Annotated in this window: 20 protein-coding genes and 1 pseudogene; 10 read left to right on the forward strand and 11 right to left on the reverse strand. The window is 73.7% G+C overall.

Going from position 1 to position 20,771, the window contains the following annotated elements; genetic code table 11:
* Positions 1-328: 328 nt before the first annotated feature.
* Entirely contained in the window at positions 329-1,252 is a 924-nt protein-coding gene (locus FHS87_RS10810) for a dihydrodipicolinate synthase family protein (protein ID WP_184517664.1), read from the reverse strand.
* Between the two features lie 90 nt (positions 1,253-1,342).
* On the opposite strand from FHS87_RS10810, the gene FHS87_RS10815 reads away from it, so the two are divergent.
* Complete coding sequence (locus FHS87_RS10815) at positions 1,343-2,059, forward strand: FadR/GntR family transcriptional regulator (RefSeq protein WP_184517668.1); 717 nt, start codon at positions 1,343-1,345, stop codon at positions 2,057-2,059.
* 101 nt (positions 2,060-2,160) lie between these two features.
* Positions 2,161-2,397, forward strand: a complete 237-nt coding sequence (locus tag FHS87_RS10820) for a CsbD family protein (RefSeq protein WP_184517671.1) — start codon at positions 2,161-2,163, stop codon at positions 2,395-2,397.
* A gap of 64 nt (positions 2,398-2,461) precedes the next feature.
* Here the strand turns inward: FHS87_RS10820 and FHS87_RS10825 are convergent, their stop codons facing one another.
* Positions 2,462-3,430 carry a calcium-binding protein gene (locus tag FHS87_RS10825; protein WP_184517674.1) on the reverse strand — a complete coding sequence of 323 codons (969 nt, stop codon included), beginning with the start codon at positions 3,428-3,430 and terminating at the stop codon, positions 2,462-2,464.
* Positions 3,431-3,699: 269 nt separating this feature from the next.
* Between FHS87_RS10825 and lysA the strand changes: the two genes are divergently transcribed.
* Together lysA and FHS87_RS10835 are read left to right on the forward strand one after the other, a co-directional pair.
* Positions 3,700-5,049, forward strand: a complete 1,350-nt coding sequence (lysA, locus tag FHS87_RS10830; protein WP_184517677.1) for a diaminopimelate decarboxylase — start codon at positions 3,700-3,702, stop codon at positions 5,047-5,049.
* Positions 5,046-8,000 (forward strand): DUF4175 domain-containing protein, encoded by a 2,955-nt coding sequence (locus FHS87_RS10835; RefSeq protein WP_184517680.1) that lies wholly within the window; start codon positions 5,046-5,048, stop codon positions 7,998-8,000. Before lysA ends, FHS87_RS10835 begins: the two co-directional genes overlap by 4 nt.
* A gap of 47 nt (positions 8,001-8,047) precedes the next feature.
* On the opposite strand, the gene FHS87_RS10840 is transcribed toward FHS87_RS10835, so the two are convergent.
* On the reverse strand, positions 8,048-9,160 hold the full coding sequence (locus FHS87_RS10840; protein WP_184517683.1) for a DUF2125 domain-containing protein: 1,113 nt from the start codon (positions 9,158-9,160) through the stop codon (positions 8,048-8,050).
* Positions 9,161-9,284: 124 nt separating this feature from the next.
* Here FHS87_RS10840 and FHS87_RS10845 point away from each other — a divergent pair, with 124 nt between their 5' ends.
* Positions 9,285-9,884 carry a gamma-glutamylcyclotransferase gene (locus FHS87_RS10845; protein ID WP_184517686.1) on the forward strand — a complete coding sequence of 200 codons (600 nt, stop codon included), beginning with the start codon at positions 9,285-9,287 and terminating at the stop codon, positions 9,882-9,884.
* Positions 9,885-10,257: 373 nt separating this feature from the next.
* Here FHS87_RS10845 and FHS87_RS10850 read toward each other — a convergent pair whose 3' ends face one another.
* From FHS87_RS10850 to FHS87_RS10865, 4 genes are read right to left on the reverse strand one after another with little or no spacing between them, the layout of a single operon-like run.
* The gene (locus tag FHS87_RS10850; RefSeq protein WP_184517688.1) at positions 10,258-10,986 is read right to left on the reverse strand and encodes a lysophospholipid acyltransferase family protein; all 729 of its coding nucleotides are present in this window, start codon (positions 10,984-10,986) and stop codon (positions 10,258-10,260) included.
* Positions 10,983-11,582 carry a YdcF family protein gene (locus FHS87_RS10855; RefSeq protein ID WP_184517691.1) on the reverse strand — a complete coding sequence of 200 codons (600 nt, stop codon included), beginning with the start codon at positions 11,580-11,582 and terminating at the stop codon, positions 10,983-10,985. Before FHS87_RS10855 ends, FHS87_RS10850 begins: the two co-directional genes overlap by 4 nt.
* Positions 11,582-12,454 (reverse strand): cell division protein FtsX, encoded by an 873-nt coding sequence (locus FHS87_RS10860; protein WP_184517694.1) that lies wholly within the window; start codon positions 12,452-12,454, stop codon positions 11,582-11,584. The genes FHS87_RS10855 and FHS87_RS10860 overlap by 1 nt, the downstream gene beginning before the upstream one ends.
* Complete coding sequence (locus tag FHS87_RS10865) at positions 12,447-13,409, reverse strand: cell division ATP-binding protein FtsE (RefSeq protein WP_184517697.1); 963 nt, start codon at positions 13,407-13,409, stop codon at positions 12,447-12,449. The genes FHS87_RS10860 and FHS87_RS10865 overlap by 8 nt, the downstream gene beginning before the upstream one ends.
* A 156-nt stretch (positions 13,410-13,565) precedes the next feature.
* On the opposite strand from FHS87_RS10865, the pseudogene FHS87_RS24615 reads away from it, so the two are divergent.
* From FHS87_RS24615 to FHS87_RS10885, 5 genes and pseudogenes are all read left to right on the forward strand, one after another.
* Positions 13,566-13,667 (forward strand): annotated as a pseudogene (locus FHS87_RS24615) (zinc-ribbon domain-containing protein); the annotation flags it as partial.
* A gap of 15 nt (positions 13,668-13,682) precedes the next feature.
* The gene (locus tag FHS87_RS10870; protein WP_246418324.1) at positions 13,683-14,006 is read left to right on the forward strand and encodes a hypothetical protein; all 324 of its coding nucleotides are present in this window, start codon (positions 13,683-13,685) and stop codon (positions 14,004-14,006) included.
* 78 nt (positions 14,007-14,084) lie between these two features.
* Positions 14,085-15,071: a Bug family tripartite tricarboxylate transporter substrate binding protein gene (locus FHS87_RS10875; protein WP_184517703.1), complete on the forward strand. Its 987-nt coding sequence runs from the start codon at positions 14,085-14,087 to the stop codon at positions 15,069-15,071.
* A gap of 47 nt (positions 15,072-15,118) precedes the next feature.
* Entirely contained in the window at positions 15,119-15,817 is a 699-nt protein-coding gene (gene queC, locus FHS87_RS10880; protein WP_184517706.1) for a 7-cyano-7-deazaguanine synthase QueC, read from the forward strand.
* A 350-nt stretch (positions 15,818-16,167) separates the two neighbouring features.
* A complete protein-coding gene (locus FHS87_RS10885; protein WP_184517709.1) occupies positions 16,168-16,902 on the forward strand; it encodes a calcium-binding protein in 735 nt (244 codons plus the stop codon).
* Positions 16,903-17,084: 182 nt separating this feature from the next.
* On the opposite strand, the gene murJ is transcribed toward FHS87_RS10885, so the two are convergent.
* The 4 genes from murJ to FHS87_RS10905 all read right to left on the reverse strand — a co-directional run bounded on the left by murJ (position 17,085) and on the right by FHS87_RS10905 (position 20,764).
* Positions 17,085-18,617: a murein biosynthesis integral membrane protein MurJ gene (gene murJ, locus FHS87_RS10890; protein ID WP_184517712.1), complete on the reverse strand. Its 1,533-nt coding sequence runs from the start codon at positions 18,615-18,617 to the stop codon at positions 17,085-17,087.
* 13 nt (positions 18,618-18,630) lie between these two features.
* Positions 18,631-19,632, reverse strand: a complete 1,002-nt coding sequence (trpS, locus tag FHS87_RS10895; RefSeq protein WP_184517715.1) for a tryptophan--tRNA ligase — start codon at positions 19,630-19,632, stop codon at positions 18,631-18,633.
* Between the two features lie 101 nt (positions 19,633-19,733).
* Positions 19,734-20,174: a cupin domain-containing protein gene (locus tag FHS87_RS10900; RefSeq protein ID WP_184517717.1), complete on the reverse strand. Its 441-nt coding sequence runs from the start codon at positions 20,172-20,174 to the stop codon at positions 19,734-19,736.
* Positions 20,171-20,764 carry a glutathione S-transferase N-terminal domain-containing protein gene (locus FHS87_RS10905; protein WP_184517719.1) on the reverse strand — a complete coding sequence of 198 codons (594 nt, stop codon included), beginning with the start codon at positions 20,762-20,764 and terminating at the stop codon, positions 20,171-20,173. The genes FHS87_RS10900 and FHS87_RS10905 overlap by 4 nt, the downstream gene beginning before the upstream one ends.
* Between the last annotated feature and the right edge of the window lie 7 nt (positions 20,765-20,771).

Here is a 20,771-nt window from a genome sequence, read left to right on the forward strand (position 1 = left end):
CGGGCAAGCGACTCAAGCTCCCGCCGCTCGGCCGCGCTCAGCACGATCGACACCGCAGGCTTGCCCATCGCCGTACCCCTACCGATCACCTAAATGATCGTAGGAATTTCACGATCAGGGCATTAGGAACTGCTCTGAGCATGAATCAGAAGGGCTAAGGATACTAGTCAGCCTATTAAATTCGATGGGCGGATTTGTTGCAAAAATTTCCTGATAATCTTGCTCAGATCCCTTACGAGAAAGAGCATATCCGCGGCAGCCTTGACGCGGGGTCCGGGGCCCCGGCGGGGCCCCGGCGGAGGGTCCGGGAGGCAGCGCCTCCCGGCCTTCAGGCCGCCTTCTTCGCGGTCAGCCCCCAGGCGCCCAGGCTCTCGACCAGGCGCGACTGCTGGCGGTCCGTCAGCGGCCAGGCGCCGGGCGGGCGGACATGGCCGCAGTCCTGGCCCATGAGCTTCAGCGCCGCCTTCACAACGGAGACGTTCGTGCCGTTGCCCTCCTCGGCACGCAGTTCCTCGAAGGCGCTCATCGTCGCGATCAGCGCGTTCGCGCGGGCGTAGTCCCCGGCGGCCAGGGCCGAGTGGATGGCCACCGACTGCTCCGGCCACACATTGATGAGGCCGGAGGTGAAGCCCCGGGCGCCCACGGCGGTCAGCGGCGGCGCCCAGACCTCGGCGAGGCCGCCGACCCACACGGTCTTCGGATCGGCGCGGCGGATCGCCTCGGCCAGTTTCAGCGGCTCCGGCGTCGCCCACTTCACGCCGGCGACGCCGGGGATGGCGCAGAGCTGCTCAATCGCGTCCAGCCCGATGCCGGCATTGCGGAGGTAGAGCACCAGCGGCAGCCCCTCCACCGCCTCGGCCACGCGCCTGACGTAGGAGACGACGCCGCGCGGCGCCACGAAGGGGTCGGGCGGCTGGTGCACCATCAGCGCGGCCGCGCCGGCCGCCTTCGAGGCGCGGGCGAGGGCCACCGCGTCGCCGATGCTGCGGCCGACGCCGGCCACCACGGGCACGCGGCCATCCACCATCTCGGCCACGGCATGGACCATGCGCTCGGCCTCGGCGGTGGTCAGGCCGTAGAACTCGCCCGTGTTGCCGTTCGCGGTGAGGATGTGGACGCCGGCCGCGATCGCGCGGTCGATCACCGGGCGCAGGAGGTCGGGGGCGATCCGGTCATCCCCGTCGAAGGGGGTGACGAGGATGCCGGAGATGCCGGGAAGGGCGTCCAGCACGTTCGGGTTGGGCGATGGCACGTTCTGTTCCCCCAGGGGTTCTCTCGGCCGCAAGGTGACAAATGGGGCCTGAACCTGTCAACATGTAAGACAGGTCAGGGGGAGGGCGGCATGGCCGGGGTGAAGCTGGCGCCGGCGCGCAAGGAGAAGCTGGGGGACCAGCTCTACGGCCGGATCCTGGAGGAGATCGTGTCCGGCACCTACGGGGAGGGCGACAAGCTCCCCTCGGAGAGCCAGATCTGCCGCGCCTTCGGCGTCTCCCGCCCCACGGTGCGCGAGGCGCTGATGCGCCTGCACGCGGACGGGCTGGTGGCCACGCGCCAGGGCTCGGGCACCTTCGTGCAGAAGCGCCCCTCCGGCCACCTAACCCGGCTGGCCAAGGTGTCCGACATCGCCGGCATCCTGCGCTGCATGGAGGTGCGGATGGCGCTGGAGGGCCGCGCCGCCGCGCTCGCCGCCGAGCGGCGCGGGGGAGCGGAGCTGCAGCGGATCGAGGCGGCGCTGGCGGCGCTGCGCACCAGCCTGGAGGCCGGGGCCGTGCCGGTGGGGGCGGACCACGAGTTCCACCGCGCCGTCGCCGCGGCCAGCGGTAACGCGCTCTTCGCCGAGATGCTGGAGATGCTGGAGGAAACGATCCACCAGTCCATGACCGTCGCGCTCGGCATCACCCATGCCGGCTCGAAGGAGCGTGCCCGACGGGTGGTGGAGGAGCACGAGGCGATCGCCGAGGCCATCCGCCGGGGCGACGCCGAGGGCGCCGGTCTCGCCATGAACTACCACCTGCACCGCGCCCGCCAGCGCGTGACCGATGGCGGGCGGGAGTTATGACGGGTGGCCCGCACCCTTTCGTTTCCCCGACAACCCTTGCCCCCTCGCCACGTTTCCACCCCCGCGGGGCGCCGCGGCCCCACCGAAACGAGGAGAAGCACATGGACAGCGACCGCATCATCGGCGCCGGCAAGCAGGCGGCCGGCGACGTGCAGGAAGGCATCGGCAGCCTGATCGGTGACAACCGCACCCAGGCCAAGGGCCAGGTGAACCAGGTCAAGGGCCAGGCCCAGAACCAGATCGGCCAGCTCGAGGACTACATCCGCGACCAGCCCCTGACCGCCGCCGCCATCGCCGTCGGCTTCGGCTGGCTGCTGGGGCGCCTGCGGATCATCTGAGCTTCCGGCGCCGCGGGCGCCCGCCGGGGCCGGGGGACACACCCCGGCTCCGGCGAGCCCGTGGCTAGGCGTGCAGGATGTAGTCCTGCGCGGCCGCCGCGACCGTCACCATCGGTTCCACGCCCAGGTTGGTTTGCGTGAGGGAGGAGGCGGTGGTGTTGTCGAGGCGGAGGAGATCGAGGAAGCCGGCGCCGGCGGCCTTACCATCGCGGTCCCACTGGACGAGGGTTGCGGTGCCGTCCTGGGTCAGGCGGAGATGGCCGGTTCCGAAGGGGTTGGAGCCGTCGTAGTAAGAGGCGTTGGTAAGAAGGTCCCGGAAGTCGAGGATGTCGCCAGTGGCACCAGCGGTGAAGTCGGTGATCCGGATGGTCGGCACGACGGCGAAGCTGACCGGCATGCCGTTCACGATCTGCAGGCTGGTCGAGGCGTAGAAGGAGTTCGGAAGCACCACCGTGTCCTGGCCGGTGCCAGTGGTGATCACCTGAGAGAAGGCAGCCCGGATGGTGTCGTTGCCCGAGCCGGCGTTGATCGTGGCCGCATTGGTGAGCGCGATGTTGTCGTTGCCCGAGCCGGCATCCAGGGTTGCGGCGTAGCCGCCGATGGTATCGTTGCCCGAGCCGGCGATGACCGAAGTGGCAACCGTGGCGCCGTTGGCCCAGTCACTGGAGACGAGGCTGATAAGATCGTCGCCCGAGCCCGCATCCACGCTCGCGGCGAAGCCGTAGATCGTGTCGTTGCCCAGGCCGCCGATCAGCACGTTCTTGCCGTAGTAGTCGGACAGGTAGTCGTTGTCCGCCCCGCCGTCGAGCCGGTCGTCCCCGGCCTCGCCGTAGAGCACGTCGTAGCCGTAGCCGCCCAGCAGCGTGTCGTTGCCCAGACCGCCCCAGAGCGTGTCGAAGCCGACCCCGCCGTCCAGGTAGTCCAGCCCGAAGTCGCCCTTGAGGACGTCGTTCCCGTCCAGGCCCTTCAGCGTGTCGTTGTCCAGACCACCCGTGAGCGTGTCGTCGCCGATCGTGCCGTTCTTGAGCGCCATGCTCGCCTTGCCCTGAAGGATCGCTGACCCGCTCGGGAGACGACGGCACGGTTCCGCTCAGGGCCGCTCAGAAGGCGAGACCCAATCTGAAGAACCAGCAATTGTCTCATTTGCGAGAGATGTCGCCCTTATCTCTCACCATTCCGTTAACGACAAGACGCTGCCGTAACTTTTTCGATACGATTTCCCCCCGACCACAAATCCCCGCTCCCTCCATCATTCCACAATCCGTGCTTCCCGCCGCGCCCTCCCGGCCCCACATTGGCGGGATGGCCTCCCCGCTTTCCTCCCCGCGCAGCACGCCCGACCCCGATTTCGCGGACCTCATCGCCCGCCGCCCGCATCTCCAGGCCCATGCGCTGGACGGGTTGGTGATGGAGGAGGTGCCGCTCGTCCACATCGCGCGCGAGGTCGGCACGCCGACCTGGGTCTATTCCGCCGGCACCCTGCGCCGCCGCCACGGTGCCCTGCGGGACGCGCTGGCCGAGGCCGGGCTGGACGCCTCCCTCCACTTCGCGGCCAAGGCGAATGACAGCCTCGCCGTGCTCCGCGTGCTCGCGGCCGAGGGGGCGGGAGCCGATGTGGTGAGCGAGGGGGAGCTGCGGGCCGCGCGCGCCGCCGGCATCCCGGCCGACCGCATCGTCTTCTCCGGCGTCGGCAAGACGGAACGCGAGATCGCCCTCGCGCTGGAGGAGGGCATCCTCCAGATCAATGCCGAGAGCGCGGAGGAGGTGGAGCGCATCTCCGCCGTCGCCGCCGCCATGGGCCGCGTCGCCCCCGTCTCCCTTCGCATCAACCCGGACGTGGACGCCCGCACCCACGCGAAGATCTCGACGGGCCTGGCCGAGAACAAGTTCGGCATCGCCTATACCGACGCCGCCGCCCTCTATGCCCGCATGGCCTCGCTCCCCGGCATCCGCCCGATCGGGCTGGCCGTGCATATCGGCAGCCAGATCACCGAGGGCATGGCCGCCTATCGCGCCGCCTATGCCCGGGTGGCGGAGATGGCCGCCGCGCTGATGGGGCGCGGCCTGCCGGTGGAGCGGCTGGACTGCGGCGGCGGCCTCGGCATTCCCTATCGCGACGAGGTCCCGCCCTCCCCCGCGGCGCTGGCCGGCGCCATCAAGGCGACGCTCGGCCCGCTCGGCCTGCCCGTGATGCTGGAGCCCGGGCGCTGGATCGCGGGGCCGGCGGGGGTGCTGCTCGCCTCCGTCGTGCTGCAGAAGCGCGGCCAGAACCGCCGCTTCGTGGTGCTGGACGCGGCGATGAACGACCTCGTCCGCCCCGCCATGTACGAGGCCTGGCACGGCATCCTGCCCCTCGCGCCCGACCTGCTGCACGCCCCCCTTGCCCCGGCCGACGTGGTCGGCCCGGTCTGCGAGAGCGGCGACACCTTCGCCCGCGGCCGGGATCTGCCGGACCTGCCGCCCGGCGCGCTCGTCGCCTTCCTCGATGCCGGGGCCTATGGCGCCACCATGTCCTCCACCTACAACGCCCGGCCGCTGGCGGCGGAGGTGATGGTGGACGGGCACCGATGGGCGGTCACCCGGCCGCGCCAGTCGCATGAGGCGCTGCTGGCGAACCAGCTCATGCCCGACTGGCTCGGGGCGCGCGCTTGACGGGGCCGGCCCCCCGCCCGCCCTTCAACCCCGGCCGCCCGGGCGCGGGTTCTCGTCCGGGCGAGCCCCCTCGCCCGGACGACGCGTCACGCCCCGGCGGTCAGGGCCGCCCCGCGCGGCCGGACGCGCCACCCGGCCCGGCGCCGCGCCGCCTCGGGCGCCTCCGCACCCGCGCCCGCCTCGCCCTCTTCTGGGAGGATCTCTGGCCCCGGCTCTGGCCCGTCCTGGGCGTCCTGGGGCTGTTTCTCCTCCTCGCCCTCTCGGGCCTCTTCCTCCTCCTGCCGCCGCTCGCGCATCTCACCCTTCTCGCGGTGCTGATCGCGGCCCTGATCGTCACCCTCGCCCGCGCCGCGCGCGGCTTCGCCCTGCCGGGAGAGGCGGCGGCGGACCGGCGGCTGGAAAGGGCTTCCGGCCTTCCCCACCGCCCCCTCGCCACGCTGGGCGACCGGCCCGCCGGGGGTGACGCCACCGCCCAGGCCCTCTGGCGCGCGCATCAGGAACGGGAGGCGGCCCGCATTCGGGCGCTCCGGGCCGGGATGCCCCGCCCCGGCCTCGCGGCCCGCGATCCCCGTGCCCTCCGCACCGGTCTTGCCGTCGCCCTCGTCGCCGCGGTCGTCATGGCGGGGGCGGAGGCGCCGGAGCGGCTTCGCCGGGCGCTCTGGCCCGAGAGCCCCGCCGCGCCGCCCGGCCTCGCCGCCCGGCTGGAGGCCTGGGTGACGCCCCCCGCCTATACCGGCGCGCCGCCCATCTTCCTCCCCGCCGGGGGAAGCGTGACGGTTCCCGCCGGCAGCCGCCTCCGCGCCGCCCTCTCCGGCGGCAGCGGCGCGCCGGAGCTGCTGCGGGACGGCGTGGCGGCCGGCGCCTTCCAGCCCCTCGGCCCCGGCAGCCACAGCGCTGAGATCGCCCTGGACGCGGGCGGCCGCGTGGTGATCCGCCAGGGCGGGCGCGAGGTGGCGGGCTGGTCCTTCGCGGTGCAGGCGGACGCCCCGCCGCGCATCGCCTTCAGCGAGCCCCCTTCCGCCTCCACCGCCCAGGCCTCCCGCGGCCTCGCCACCCGCCTGCCCTGGCGCGCGGAGGACGACTGGGGCGTGGCCGCCGCCGCCGCCGAGATCCGCCTCGCCGCCCGGCCCGGTGCCGCCCCTCTGGTGATCGACCTGCCCCTGCCGCCCGGCGGGGCCAAGGCGCCGCGCGGGGTGGCGCAGCCCGACCTCTCCGCCCATCCCTGGGCCGGCCTGCCCGTCCGAACCCGCCTCCTGGCCCGCGACGGGGCGGGGCAGGAGGGGCGCTCGGAGGAGGCCGCCCTCACCCTGCCCGAGCGCGCCTTCACCCATCCCGTGGCGCGCGGGCTGATCCTGCTCCGCAAGGGCCTCTCCCTCGACCCCGAGGCGCGCCGCCCGGCGATCGAGGGGCTGGACCGGCTGGCCGCGGCGCCGGACGCCTTCGAGAACGACACCGCCACGGCCCTCGCCCTCCGCTCCGCCCGCACCCGGCTGGAGGGAGACACCCGCCCCGAGGCGGTGGGCGAGGCGCAGGGAATCATGTGGGACACCGCCCTCGCCCTGGAGGAGGGCCGCGCCGACCGCACCGCCCGGACGCTCGCCGAGACGCGCGAGCGCCTGCGCGAGGCGCTCCGCGAGCGGGAGCAGCAGGAGAGGGAGCGGGCCGAGGCCCAACGGGAGGCCCAGCAGGAAGCGCAGCGGGACGCCGCCCGCCAGGAGGAGGCCCGCCGCCAGCCCGGGCAGGAGCCGCGCCCGGGGGAGGAGCAGCGGGCCGAGGCGGACAGGTCCCCCGGCAGCGACCGGGCCGAGACCCCGCGCCAGGAGGAGGCGGCCCGCGAGGCCCAGCGCCGGGCGGAGGAGGAGCGCCGCGCCGAGGCGCAGCGGCGCGAGGCGGAGCGCGACGCCGCCCGCACCGAGACGGACCGCCGCATCCAGGCCCTGCGCGAGGCGATCCGCCGCCACCTGGAAGCCCTGGCCGAGCGCGCCCAGCGCGAGAACGGCGAGACGCCGCCGCAGCAGAGCCCCAACCGCCCGCAGCAGCCCCGCTCCCCCGAGAGCCGCGAGGCGGACCGCCGCACCGACCGTATGCGCGAGCAGAACCGCCAGGACCGCCCCGAGGAGGCCGAGCGCGAGCTGGCCGAACTGGAGCGCATGCTGGAGGAGCTGGAGAACGGCGGCCTCGCCAACAACCAGCGCGAGGAGCGCCGCCAGCGCCAGCAGCGCGGCCAGCAGCAGATGGGCGTGATCGGGGACATGGTGCGTCGCGAATCCCGCCTGCTGGACGGCGCCCACCGCCGCGCCGAGGAGGAGGCCACGCGGCAGGAGCGCGAGCGCCGCCAGAACTATCCCTGGAACCGCACGCGCCCGGCCGAGCCCCCCCTCTCCCCCGCGCCCGACGCCGCCGCCGAGGCCCGCACCCAGCGCGCCCTGCGCCGCGCGCTCGGCGAACTGATGCAGCAGCACGGCGACCTGACGGGCGAGATCCCCGCCCCGCTCGGCCGCGCCGACCAGGCGATGCGCGAGAGCGCCGAGGCCCTGTCCTCCGGCGCCGACCCCCGCCCCCACCAGGAGCGCGCGATCCGCGAGCTCTCCGAGGGCGGGCGCCAGATGGCCCAGCGCATGCAGCGCCAGTTCGGCCGCCCCCAGCAGCAGCCCGGGCAGGAAGGCGAGGGGGAGGGCGAGGGCCAGGGCGACGCCATGGCCGAGGGCGGCGAGCAGGGCGGCGAGGGCCGGGACCAGATGGCCGAGAACGGGCAGGGGCGCGACCCGCTCGGCCGCCGGCTGCGCGAGGGGAACGGCACCTCCGAGGAGGGCGGCGACACCCGCGTGCCCGACGAGGCGGAGATCCTCCGCACCCGCCGCCTGCAAGAGGAGCTGCGGCGCCGCCATGCCGAGCGGGAGCGCCCAGCGGCGGAGCTGGACTACATCGACCGGCTGCTGCGGCTGTTCTGAGCCGCGGCGGCGCCCCGCTTCACGCCCCCAACCTTACCCAGGGGACGTCACGGCCCGGGGCCGCTCCCCTCCGCCGGCCCCGGCCATTCGAGCACGGGCAGCCGCGCCACGGGGATGCGCGCGACGGAGAGGCCCCGCGCCTCCAGGGTGAGCGGCACCTCCAACTGCGGCGGCTCGCCCTCGGCGGGCGGGCGGGCGAGGAGGGCGACCACCCGCCGGGCGAGGCCCGCATTGCGCGGGGAGACGAGGCCGGCCGAGGCCAGCGTGTCCAGCACCGCCTCCGCCCCCGTCAGCTTCAGCGTGCCCGCCCCCATCGGCTGGAGCGCGTCGTCGAGGGCGAGGGTGGCCGAGGCCTGGGCGGTGGCGGGGCCGTACTCCACCTCCAGCCGCCGCAGCTCCAGCGTGCCGCCGGCATCGCGCCAGAGGGCGGCGCGGTTGGTGGGGTTGCGGCCGCCGGGCAGGGGGCCGGTGAGGGCGGCGTCGAGCCTGAGGGCCCGCACCGCCCGTCCGAGCGGGGTGGCAACGGGCAGGGTGACGTTCTCCGCCCCGCCCTCCAGGCTGACGGCGGGCTCGCCCTCGATGGCGCTCATCCGGCTGTCGAGCGCCAGGCGCGCGGCGCCGATCTCCACCCCGCCCGCGGCGGTGCCGATCCGCAGCCGGCTCGTCTCGAACTCGCCGCCCCGCGGCAGGACGCCGCGCTCCAGCGGCAGGGCGGCCACCAGCCGGTCCGCGGCAAAGGGGATCTCCGCCGCGCCCAGCCGCAGCCGCTGCGGGCCGGAGGCGGCGATGCGAAGCTCCCCCGGCCGGTGCATCGCAACCCGCAGGGTCACGGCCGGGGCGGCCCAGTCCAGCCCGCCGGGCACGGTCGCGCCGCCGCCGGAGAGGCGGAACTCCCGCAGGCGCAGCGTGGCGGAGAGCGGCCAGCCCCCGCGCTGGGGCGGCGCGTGCTCGATCCGCCAGCCCCCGGCGCGGCGCGCGGCCGCCCAGGCGTCGTAGCCCTCCTGCAGCCGCCCGGCCATCACGTGCCAGAGAAGGCTGTGGGCCCCGGCGAGCAGGGCGAGGGCCAGGGCGGCGAGGGGCAGGAGCCTGCGGGGGCGCAGCCAGGGGCGGGCCCGGAGAGGAGTACGGAGAGGGGCAGGGGAGGAGGGGGTTCGGCTCACGGCCCCGCCATATGGGACCGGGCGGCCCGGCTTGCCCAGAGTCTACCGATAGCCTGCCGATGGCCGGGGATGACAGGATTGCTGCAACGCCCCGGCATCCCGCGCTAGGATGGGGCCGCAGCCCATGACCACTCCTGACCACCCGCCCGTCCTCGATCCCGCCGCCCTCGATCCCGCCCCGCTCCTCGACCCCGACGGCTCCCTCTACGTCTTCGGCTACGGCTCGCTCATCTGGAAGCCGGGCTTCCGCTTCGAGGCGGCGCATCCCGCGCTTCTCCGGGGCTTCCACCGGCGCTTCTGCATCCTCTCCCACCGCTACCGCGGCACGCCGGAGGTGCCCGGGCTGGTTCTCGGACTCGACCGGGGCGGGGCCTGCCGCGGCGTCGCCTTCCGCGTCGCGCCCGAGCGCGCGGCGGAGGTGCTGGCCTATCTCGACGAGCGGGAGATGTCGGGCAACGTCTATCACCGCCGCCTCCTGCCCGTGCGCCTGCTGGACGGGGGCGGCACGCGCCGGGCGGTGACCTTCGTGGCCGACCGCCGGGCCGATGCCTATTGCGGCGCCCTGCCCCCCGATGCCGCGGCGGCCGCCATCGCGCGCGGGCACGGGGTAATGGGGCCGAACCGGGACTACCTCCTCAACACCGTCGCCCATCTCCGCGAGCTCGGCGTGCGGGATGCCGGGCTGGACCGGATCGCCGCCCTCCTCGCCCCCGCGGCGGAGTAGGGGGGCGGGTTCCCGCACCCCAGCACCGGCCGGCGTTTTGCCGGCTCCGGATCCGGTGATCCCCGCCAGATGTCCTTCGGATTCCGGATCGATTCCAGGCACTTGCGGGAAGGGTGCGGCGCGGAGGCGACAGGAGTCCGGCGATCAGGTTTTCCCATGATTTATCCACAGGCTCGGGGATTGACCGTCGCCGAAAGGCCTCGCCGTCCCCCCTTTGTTCCAGCGACTCCTGGGATTCCCACGAAATCGCGCGCAAGATTCTGTTTTCGCTAACAAAAATCCTGTCCACAGGGGCCCGGTGAGTCACGAAAACCAAGACTCCACAAGGCCTTGCCCGCGACTCCTCCGGCGCGGTCAAAGCCGCGCCGTTCATCTATTCCACGAACTTGTCCACACCCCGCACGAGCCGGGCGGAAGCCTCCGCCACGGCGGCCTCCGCCCGCACCGTCAGCTCCGCGCGGGGCAGGCCGGGGGGGATCGGGGGCAGCACCGCGACGGTCAGCACGCCCGGCCGCTTGGTGAAGGAGCGCTTGCCCCAGAAGCGGCCGGAATCGGTGGCCACGGGCACCACGGGCAGGGCGGTGGCGGCGGCCATGGCGGCGAAGCCGGGCTGCCAGGGTGCCACCTCCCCGGGGGCGGAGCGCGTGCCCTCGGGGAAGATCACCACCTGGTAGCCGGCGGCGGCGGCGTCGCGGGTGGCGCGTACCAGCCGCTTCAGCGCGGCTCCTCCGCCGTCCCGGTCCACGGGGATGGAGTGGACGTGGCGCGCCATGGCGCCCCAGCCCGGGATCCGCAGCAGTTCGGCCTTCATCACATAGGCCGGGCGGGGCAGCAGGGCGTGCCAGACGATCGTGTCGAAGGCCGACTGGTGCTGGGCCGCGATGAGGGCGGGGCCGTTCACGGGCAGGTTCTCCGTCCCCTCCACCCGCAGGCGGATGCCGCAGACCCGGTGCAGCAGCCACAGCATCAGCCGCGCCCAGCCCCGGAGGTAGCGGTGCATGGCGTCCGGCGGCAGGGCGAGCAGGGGCAGGCCGAACAGCACCGTCAGCGCCGTGATGCTGAAGAACAGCAGGTTGAACAGGGCGGAACGGATCGTGCTCACCGCGCGGACCGCCCGCGTTCCGTGAGCGCCGAGAGGCCCAGCACCGCGCCGACGAGCTTGGCGTATTCCCGCAGCATCGGCAGGGGCCGGGCGAGATAGGGCGGGACGGGATGCGGGTGCAGCGCCACGCCGGGAAGGCTGCGCCGCAGCTCCAGCAAGGCGCGGGGCATGTGAAAGCTGGCGGTCACCACCGTGATCTCCTGCAAGCCGGCGCCGCGCGCCCAGGCGGCAATCTCTCGCGCGTTGCCGCGCGTACTCGTGGCCTCCCGGCCGAGGGCGACGCGGGCGGCGAGCGGCGCGGGGTCGAGCCCCGCCTCCCGCGCGAGGTCCGCCAGCCCCGAATCCGGCCCGACGCCGGAGATGATCAGCCGCGCCCCCGGCCGGGCGCCCAGGAGGGTCAGCCCCTCCTCCACCCGGTCGGGCCCGCCGGTGAGCACGGCGATGCCGGGCGCCTCCGGCCCTGGAGGCATGGGGGAGGTCGCACGATGGACGAACCAGAGGAAGCCCCCCGCCACGCCGAGGACGAGCGCCGCCACCGCCGCGGAGAGCAGGGGCAGTCGCCGGAACCGGCGCGGGGAGGGAACCGCCTCGCTCATCACGGCAGGCGCCGGAGCCAGCGGCGCACGGTGGCCTGGGCCGTGCCCCAGCCGATCAGCGCCGCGACGGGCGGCAGGGAGGCGAGGATGCCCCAGGGCAGTTCCGCCAGCAGCCCGGCCGAGGCCTGCCCTCCCCCGAAGAGGGGCATGGCGAGGCCGGACAGGGCCGCGAGCGCCGGCACCGCGATGGCCGCCCCGGCCAGGGCGCCGAGCCCGGCGAGCAGCGCCACGCGCCGGGCGAATCGCCCCGCGATGGCGCGGTCGGTGGCGCCGAGGTCGTGCAGCACGTCGATCGCCTCGCGCCGGGAGGCGAGGCCCGCCCGCGTCGCCACCGCGACCACCGCGACCGCCACCCCGACCACGAGGGCGAGCACCGCCAGCGCCACGCCCTGCACCGAGCGGGCGAGGGCGGAGAGGCGCGCGACCCAGATCCCGTGGGATTCCAGCTCCGCCCCGGGCACGGCCTCGGCCAGGCGCTCCGCGAGGCGGGGCAGGGACTCGGGCGCGGCGGCGAGCCGCAACTCGATCACCCCGGGCAGGATGAGGGCCGGCGCGTCGCCGATCCAGGGGCGCAGCAGCTCCGCCACCCTCTCCGGCCCTACCTCGGCGGCCCGGGCGACGACGGAGTCCCCCCGCAGCATCTCCAGCGCCGCCGCCATGCGGGCGCGGGTGGGGTCCGGCACCTGGACGGTCACGGCCGCCGCCGCCCCGGCCTGCCAGCGATCGGCCAGCCGGTCCGCCCCGCGCGCCCCGGCCAGGGCGAGGGCGGCCAGCAGCGCCATGGCGCCCACCAGCCCCGGCAGCAGCCGGTCCGAGAGGGCGCGGCGCAGGCCCAGCGGGTCGCGCGCGACGCGGCGGCGGTGCTCAGCCATGGCCGCCGGCTCCGGAACCCCGGTCCTGCGCGCTGGGCCAGATGCCACGGCCCATCCGCTGGGTGCCGCGGGGCCGGGCGGGGGGGGCGAGGTCTCCCTCCCCCTCATCCTCGCCGGAGGACCAGGGCTCGGAGCCGTCCTCCGGCTCCTCCAGCCATCCCGCCTCCGGCTCGGGCGCGCTCAGGTCGAGGGCAAAGCTCTGGGGGAGCGTCGCGACGGGCGCTCCCCCGGGGGGGTGCGGCTCGGGGAGAGCCTCCTCCGTGGCATAGGGCCAGGGATCGAGCGCGACGATCCGCCCGGCCTCGACCTGCATGACATAGCCGGGGTGCTGTGCGATCAACTCCTGCGAGTGGGTGGCCACCACCACCGTGGCGCCCAGCCGGTTCATCTCGGCCAGCAGGAGGATCAGGCGCCGGGCCTGGGTGGAGTCGAGGTTGCCCGTCGGCTCGTCCGCCACCAGCAGGGCGGGGCGGGTGACCACGGCGCGGGCGATGGCCACGCGCTGCTGCTCCCCGCCCGAGAGCTGCTGGGGCAGGGCCCCTTCCCGCCCCTCCAGCCCGACCCAGCGGAGCATCTCCGTCACGTCGGGGCGCAGGCTCGCCTCCGCGCGGCCGGCCAGGCGCAGAGGGAGCGCCACGTTGTCGAAGGCGGTGAGGTAGGGGAGCAGGCGGAACTCCTGGAACACCGCCCCGATCCGCCGCCGCAGCTTCGGCAGGTCCGCCCGCTTCGCGCGGGAGAGCGGGACGCCCAGCACCTCCACCTCCCCCCGCGTCGGCCGCAGGGCGAGCTGCATCAGCCGCAGCAGCGAGGTCTTCCCCGCGCCGGAGGGCCCGGTGAGCCAGGTGAACGACCCCTGGGGCAGGGTGAAGGAGAGGTCGCGCAGCGTCTCCCGCTCCCCCGCTCCGCCGCGGGTGGGATCGGGATAGCGCAGCCCGACCTGGGTGAAGCGCACCATGGGCCGCGATGTGCCATGCCGGGACGCGGAGGGATAGCGGCGGCGTGATGACGGTGCCTCTCCGCACCGGCCTCCCGGGTGGCGGGCCGGGGCGATCGCCCGCCGGACGGAAGAGGCGACATTGCCTTGGACCCCACGGCGCGGGCATCTTGCGCCATGCGCGTTGCCTGCCCCGAATGTGCCGCCGAGTACGACCTTCCCCCTGCCCTGGCCACCCGGCTGGGAGAGGGGCGGACGGTGCGTTGCGCCCGTTGCGGGGCGACCTGGGAACCGGTGTCGGCCGCCGGCGCCCGACCGGCGGAGGCGGCACCAGCGGGCCCTCCCCCTTCCCCCGGCCTACTTCGCGAGGAGGCGGTCTTTCCGGTCGGGCGAGGGGAGGAACCGCCGCCTCCCGCCTACCCATCCGCGCTGGTCCTCGTCCCGTCCGCCCCAGCTGCCGCGGCGAAGCGCCCACTCGCCCTTCTCGCCGCGGCCTGGGCGGCCTCGGTCCTCCTCCTCGCCGGGGCGGCGGCCGCGGCCTGGTCCTGGCGGGTCGATCTCGTCGAGGCCTGGCCGCCCGCCGCGCGCGCCTTCATCGCCCTCGGCTTGGCGGGGTAGGGACGGGGCGCGGCCCTGGCCGGCGGCGGCCACGGGGGGTTAGACTCCCCGAAACCCAGCCCCGGAGGAACCCGCCCGATGAACCGTCGCGACCTGCTGCGCCTGCTGCCGGCCCCGCTCGCCCTCGGCGCCCTGCCCGCCACGCTGCGGGAAGCGCGCGCGCAGGAGGAGTGGCCCGCGCGCCCCGTCACGGTGATCGTGCCCTTCGCGCCCGGCAGCTCGTCCGACATCGTGGCGCGCGCCATGGGGGTGCCGCTGGGCCAGGCGATCGGCAAGCCGGTGGTGGTGGAGAACCGGCCGGGCGCGACCGGCGAGCTGGGCGCGCGCGCCGTGATCCGCAGCGCGGCGGACGGGCACACGCTGATGCACGCCCCCATCAGCACCTGGGCCATCAACGTCGCCCTCCGCCCGAACCTCGGCTACGACCCCGTGGGCCAGCTCACCGGCCTCAGCCAGACCGTGCGGACGCCGAACGTGCTGGTGGTGAACCCCGCCCAGGTTCCGGCGAACGACCTGCCCTCCCTCATCGCCTGGCTCAAGGCGAACCGGGCCTCCTACTCCACCTCCGGCGTCGGCTCCTCGGACCACCTGACGATGGAGATGTTCAAGCAGCTCACGGGCACGGACATCACCCACATCCCCTATGCCGGGGGCGGCCCGGCCACGACGGACCTCATCGCGGGGAATGTGCAGCTCTCCTTCCAGAACCTCGGCTCCATCCAGCCGCAGATCGCGGACGGGCGGGTGAAGGCGATCCTCATCACCGCCGAATCCCGCCACCGGCTGCTGCCGAACACGCCGACAGGGGCCGAGGCGGGGCTGCGGGACTTCGTGGTCTATTCCTGGCAGGCGCTCGGCGGCCCGGCGGGGATGGCGCCCGCGCTGATGGAGCGAATCCACGCCCAGGCCGCCGCCGCGCTGCGCTCCCCCGAGGTGGCGCGCCGGATGGACGAGCTGGGCTTCGAGGTGGTGGCCAGCACCCCCGCGCAGTTCAGCGCCTTCCAGCGCGGCGAGATCGAGCGCTGGAAGCGCGTGGTGCAGGCCGGGAACATCACGCCGAGCTAGCGGCGCGGCCCTTTCGCCAGGGGGCCACCGCACCCCATAACCGGGGCATGCAAGACGAAGGCGCCCTGGTCCTCTTCTCCGGCGGGCAGGATTCCACCACCTGCCTCGCCTGGGCGCTGGACCGCTTCCCGCGCGTCGAGACACTCGGCTTCGACTACGGCCAGCGCCACCGGGTGGAGCTGGAATGCCGCGACGCGCTCCGGTCGGGGCTGCGCGCGATGCGGCCGGACTGGGCGGCGCGGCTGGGGGAGGACCACACGGTCGGACTGGCCGCGCTCGGCGCCATCTCGGAGACGGCGCTGACGCGGGACGTGGCGATCGAGATGGAGGAGGGCGGGCTGCCCAACACCTTCGTCCCCGGCCGCAACCTCGTCTTCCTCACCTTCGCCGCGGCGCTGGCCTATCGCCGGGGTCTCCGGCACATCGTGGGCGGCATGTGCGAGACGGATTTCTCGGGCTACCCCGATTGCCGGGACGACACGATCAAGGCGCTGCAGATCGCGCTGAACCTCGGGATGGAGCGGCGATTCGTGCTGCACACGCCGCTCATGTGGATCGACAAGGCCGATACCTGGCGCCTGGCCCGGGACCTCGGCGGGGACGCGCTCGTCCGGCTGGTCGTCGAGGACACGCACACCTGCTACCGCGGGGAGCGCGGGCCGATGCATCCCTGGGGCCATGGCTGCGGCACCTGCCCCGCCTGCGAGCTGCGCGCGGCGGGTTGGCGGCGCTTCGCGGGAGGTTGAGGGGGCGAACCCGCCAGCTGCAGCGGCTCACCCTCCGGGGCAGGCAGGGCGCTTTCTGTCGAGGCATTCCCCACCGTCACTTCATAATCCTCATGCTCGTACCGGGGCTTCCCGAACCTGGGTTAAAGACGCGCGCCCAGGCCAGAGTCATAAGAATGCGCCGGCCGCCATCACCCTCCCAGGCGCCTCATTCGCTGCAGCAAGTTAACGATATCGTGCGGGGCGACGGTCAGGCTGGAGACCAGCGACGCGCTCAACTACCTTTATTATCCAAGGATTTGAAAAGCCAATAGGCTGAACGGATTTCCGTATCGGCTGCCCTCGGGCACCCGTTGAAGGAGAAAGCCAGAATGGCCCTCAAGATCGGAAGCGGCGGATTCGACTTTATCGATCTATCGCGCAGCACGGAGCCCAATACGGTATACGCGAACGGCTACCCTGACACTGCCCTCGAGCTTGGCAACAACGTCGTCCTGGGTGGTAGCGCAGACGACTCGATCAGGGGCGGCTTCGGCCATGACCTGATCATTGGTGGGCAGGGCGACGACGTGATCTTCGGCTATGGCATCGTCAATGCTTCGCCGACAGGCCAATTGCAGTCCGGCAGGCTGGATCTGAGCGACTTTCTATCCGGCGGAGCTGGCGATGATCTCATTGTCGCGGGAGGAGGCGACGATCTCGTCCTTGGTGGCACCGGCAATGACGCACTCCGTGGCGACCAGGGAAATGATTTCATCGCCGGTGGAAGTGGCGACGATTTTCTGAGGAGCGGTGCGGGGTCCGACATCCTTGTTGGCGGATGCGGCAGCGATGTATTCTACTACAACTTCTACCCTGCGCCGGGAACCATTCCCTCCGAAAACGACGCTTCGGGTGGCCGGGACGTTATTCTCGACTTCCATTCGTGCACGGACCAGATCGACCTGTCCGGCCTTGGTGTTGCACGCGACGAGCTGGAACTGACCGATATCGGGACCGGTCTCCTTCTGAGTTTCCCGAACTCCATCCTGAACCCAGCCGCTCGCGGGGAGATCGAACTCCGAGGGCTTCACCATATCGGGGAAGGCGACATTATATTCTCCTGATCGACCGCTCCTGATGGAGACGCGCCTCATCGACGGACCGCACGAAGACCCGCAGGGCTCCGCCGTCCCGCCGCGGGGTGCGCGGCGAGAGGTTGAGGGTATCGCGAGAGCGGGGCCGTCACAGCACAGGCGAACCGGGAGGGGCACGCCGGCCACCGGAGCAGGGTGGCCGCAGAGAGTGGTTAGCCCCGCCCGCGCCGCCGGATCTCGCCGAGATGCAGCGCGCCGATCGCCTGGGCAAGGCCGAAATAGGTGACGAGCCCCGCGACGACATAGACCGCCAGCACCACCAGCCGCGCCGTCGATCCCACGGGGTCCGGCAGCATCAGGCGGAGCGCGACCAGCACGGCGGCCATGGCGAGCGTCGCGATCAGCAGGCGCGGCACGCGCCGGCGCAGGCGGCGGTCCGGCCGCCACTGCCCGCGCCGCCGCAGCATCACGGCGAGGATCGCCACGTTCACCCAGGCCGAGAGCCCGGTGGCCAACGCGATCCCGACATGGGCGAGGTATCGCGTGAGCACGAGGTTCAGCGCGAGGTTCAGCACGACCACGACGAGGCTGATCTTCACCGGCGTCGCCGTGTCCCCGCGCGCGAAGAAGCCGGGGACGAAGGCCTTCACCAGGATGAAGGCGGGCAGGCCGAGGGCGTAGACCGTCAGCGCCGCGGCGGTGGCCGCCGCCTCCAGCTCGCCGAAGGCGCCGCGCAGGAAGAGGGCGGAGATGATCGGCCAGGCGAGCACCGACTGCGCCGCCGCCGCCGGCAGGGCGAGGGCGAGGGAGAGCTCCAGCGCCCGGTTCATCGTGCGGTGCGCCGAGAGCGCCTGCCCGCCGCGGAGCTGCTTGGCCAGCAGCGGCAGCATCGCCGTCCCCACCGCCGCCCCGATGACGCCGAGGGGAAGCTGCCCGATCCGGTCGGCGTAGTAGAGGTAGGAGACGGCGCCGGCCGGCAGCAGCGAGGCGATAACGAGATCGACCGCGAGGTTGAGCTGCGTCACCCCCGCCCCGATCAGCCCGGGACCCATGCGCCGCAGCACGAGCCTCACCTCCGGCGTGATGCGCGGCAGGGAGACGATCCGCAGCGGCATCCCCGCCCGCGCCGCCGCCACCCAGACGAGGAGGAGCTGCGCCGCGCCGGAGACGGTGACCCCCCAGGCGAGCGCGTGGCCGGGCGTTGCGGTGTAGGGCGCGAGGGCGAAGAGCGCCGCCATGGAGAGGATGTTGAACAGCACGGGCGCGCCGGCCGCCGCCGCGAAGCGGTCCAGCCCGTTCAGCACGCCCGAGATGAGCGCGGTGAGGCAGATGAAGACGAGATAGGGAAAGGTGATCCGCGTCATCTCGACGGCGAGGCCGAAGCGCACGGGCTCGTCGGTGAAGCCCGGCGCCAGCACGTGCAGCACCTGCGGCATGAAGACCATGCCGAGCACCGTCAGCAGCGTGAGCCACAGCGTCATCAGCGTGGACATGCGCTCGGCCAGCGCCCGCGCCTGCGCCGCGCCGTTGCCGGCGAGGGTGGAGGCGAAGGCGGGCACGAAGGCGGCGTTGAACGCCCCCTCCCCGAAGAGCCGCCGGAAGAGGTTCGGCAGCTTCAGCGCGATGAAGAAGGCATCCGCGATCGGGCCGGCGCCGAGGCTGGCCGCGATCAGCATGTCGCGCAGGAAGCCGAGCAGCCGGCTCCCCATGGTCCAGCCGCCGACGGTGAGGATGCTCTTCAGCACCGTGCGAGTCCGGTCAGCGCGGCGGCAGGAAACCGACCAGCTCCTCCGCCCGCGCCACGATCGGCTCGGCGATCGCCCGCGCGCGCTCGGCGCCGCGGCGCAGCAGCGCGTCCACCGCGCCGGGATCGGCGAGCAGGCGGCGCGCCTCGGCGGCGATGGGGCTGAGATGTGCCACCAGCGCGTCGGCCAGCACGCCCTTGAAGGTGCCGAAGCCCTGGCCGCCATGCTCCCTCAGCACCTCCTCCGGCGTCGTGCCGGTGACGGCGGCGAGGATGCCGACGAGGTTGCGCGCCTCCGGCCGCCCCTCCAGCCCCTGCATCTCGGAGGGCAGGGGCTCGGGGTCCGTCTTGGCGCGGCGGATCTTGAGGGAGATGGTGTCGGCGTCGTCGTTCAGGTTGATGCGCGACTGGTCGGAGGGGTCCGACTTGCTCATCTTCTTCGTGCCGTCGCGGAGCGACATCACGCGGGCGGCCACGCCCATGATGTGCGGGTCGATATGGGGGAAGAAGTCCACGCCGTAGTCGTGGTTGAACTTCTCCGCGATGTCGTTGGCGAGCTCGAGATGCTGCTTCTGGTCCTCGCCCACCGGCACGCGCGTGGCGTGATAGGCGTGGATGTCGGCCGCCATGAGGTTGGGATAGACGTAGAGGCCGCTGCCCGCGTTCTCCCGGTCCTTGCCGGCCTTGTCCTTGAACTGCGTCATCCGGTTCAGCCAGCCGATGCGGGCGACGCAGTTGAAGATCCAGGCGAGCCGGGTGTGGGCGTGGACGTGGGACTGCACGAACAGGATGCAGCGCTCGGGGTCCAGCCCGCAGGCGATGAGGGCGGCGGCCATGTCGCGCGTCTGCCGCGCGAGCTCCTTCGGATCCTGCCAGACGGTGATGGCGTGCTGGTCCACCACGCAGAAGATGCTCTCATGCGTGTCCTGCATCGGGACCCAGTTGCGGATGGCGCCGAGATAGTTGCCGAGGGTCGGGACGCCGGAGGGCTGGATGCCGGAGAAGACGCGCTGCATGGGAGGGGGCTCCTGGCCGGCCGGCGGTTGGAGCGCCGGGGGCCTTGTTGATCTGCGCCCGGGGTGTCCCCCTCCGGGCCGGGCGCGTCAAGGCAGGGGGGCTAACCCGCCGGCTCCCAGCCCGGCGGCGCCATCTCGAACCCCTCGAAGAGGAAAGCGGGGCTGACGGTGCAGCCCACGAGCGTCCAGGCGCCGAGGCTCTCGGCCGCCTGCCACGCACCCCTGGGCACGATGGCGAAGAGCTCCTCCCCCGCCCCCATGTCCGGGCCGAGGCGCCGCGTGGCGGGCGGTCCGCCATCGGAGATGCGGAGCGCGAGCGGCGCGCCCGCGTGCCAGTGCCAGCCCTCGGCCGCGTCCACCCGGTGCCAGTGGCTGCGCTCCCCCGCGGCCAGGAGGAACAGGATGGCGGTGCCGGCCCCGCGCTCGCCGCCGGGCGGGGCGTCGCGCCAGGTCTCGCGGTAGTGGCCGCCCTCGGGATGCGGGCGGAGGCCGAGGGCGGCGATGACCGCCGCCGCCTCCAGCCCGTGGTCGCGCAGGTTCATTTCGGCGCGCTGCGGACCAGGGCCGGGTGCCCCTCCACCGAGGCGAGCCAGGCGGCGAGGCGGGGATGCGCCTCCCGCCAGGGTTCATGGGCGAAGCGGAAGTCGAGATAGCCGAGGGCGCAGGCGGCCGCGATGGCGCCGACATCCGCCAGCCCCTCCGGGGGTGCGGCTTCCAGCCGGGCGAGGCCGCGCTCCACCACCCCCTTCTGCCGGGCATCGGCCGCCCGGCGCCCCTCGTCCTGCGGCAGGGCGGCGGCGACGCGCCGGGCCACGGCGGCGTCCATGATCCCGTCCGCGAGCGCCTGCATCACCGCGGCGCGCAGCCGCGCGGGGCCAGCGGCCGGCATCAGCGAGGGCGCCGCGCCGAGCGTGTCGAGAAGGTCGCAGATCACGGGGCTGTCGAAGACCGCCGTGCCGTCCTCCAGCAGCAGGACCGGCACCTTGGAGAGCGGGTTGCCCGCCAGCAGCTCCGCCGGGCTGGACCAGGCATCGGTGGGCACGAGCTCGATCCCGCCATCCACGCCGCGCGCGATGGCGCAGGCGAGGACCTTGCGGGCGAAGGGACTGGCGGAGGCGGTGAGGAGGCGCATGGGGGGT

The organism is Muricoccus pecuniae (assembly GCF_014199205.1).
Lineage (GTDB): Bacteria > Pseudomonadota > Alphaproteobacteria > Acetobacterales > Acetobacteraceae > Roseomonas > Roseomonas pecuniae.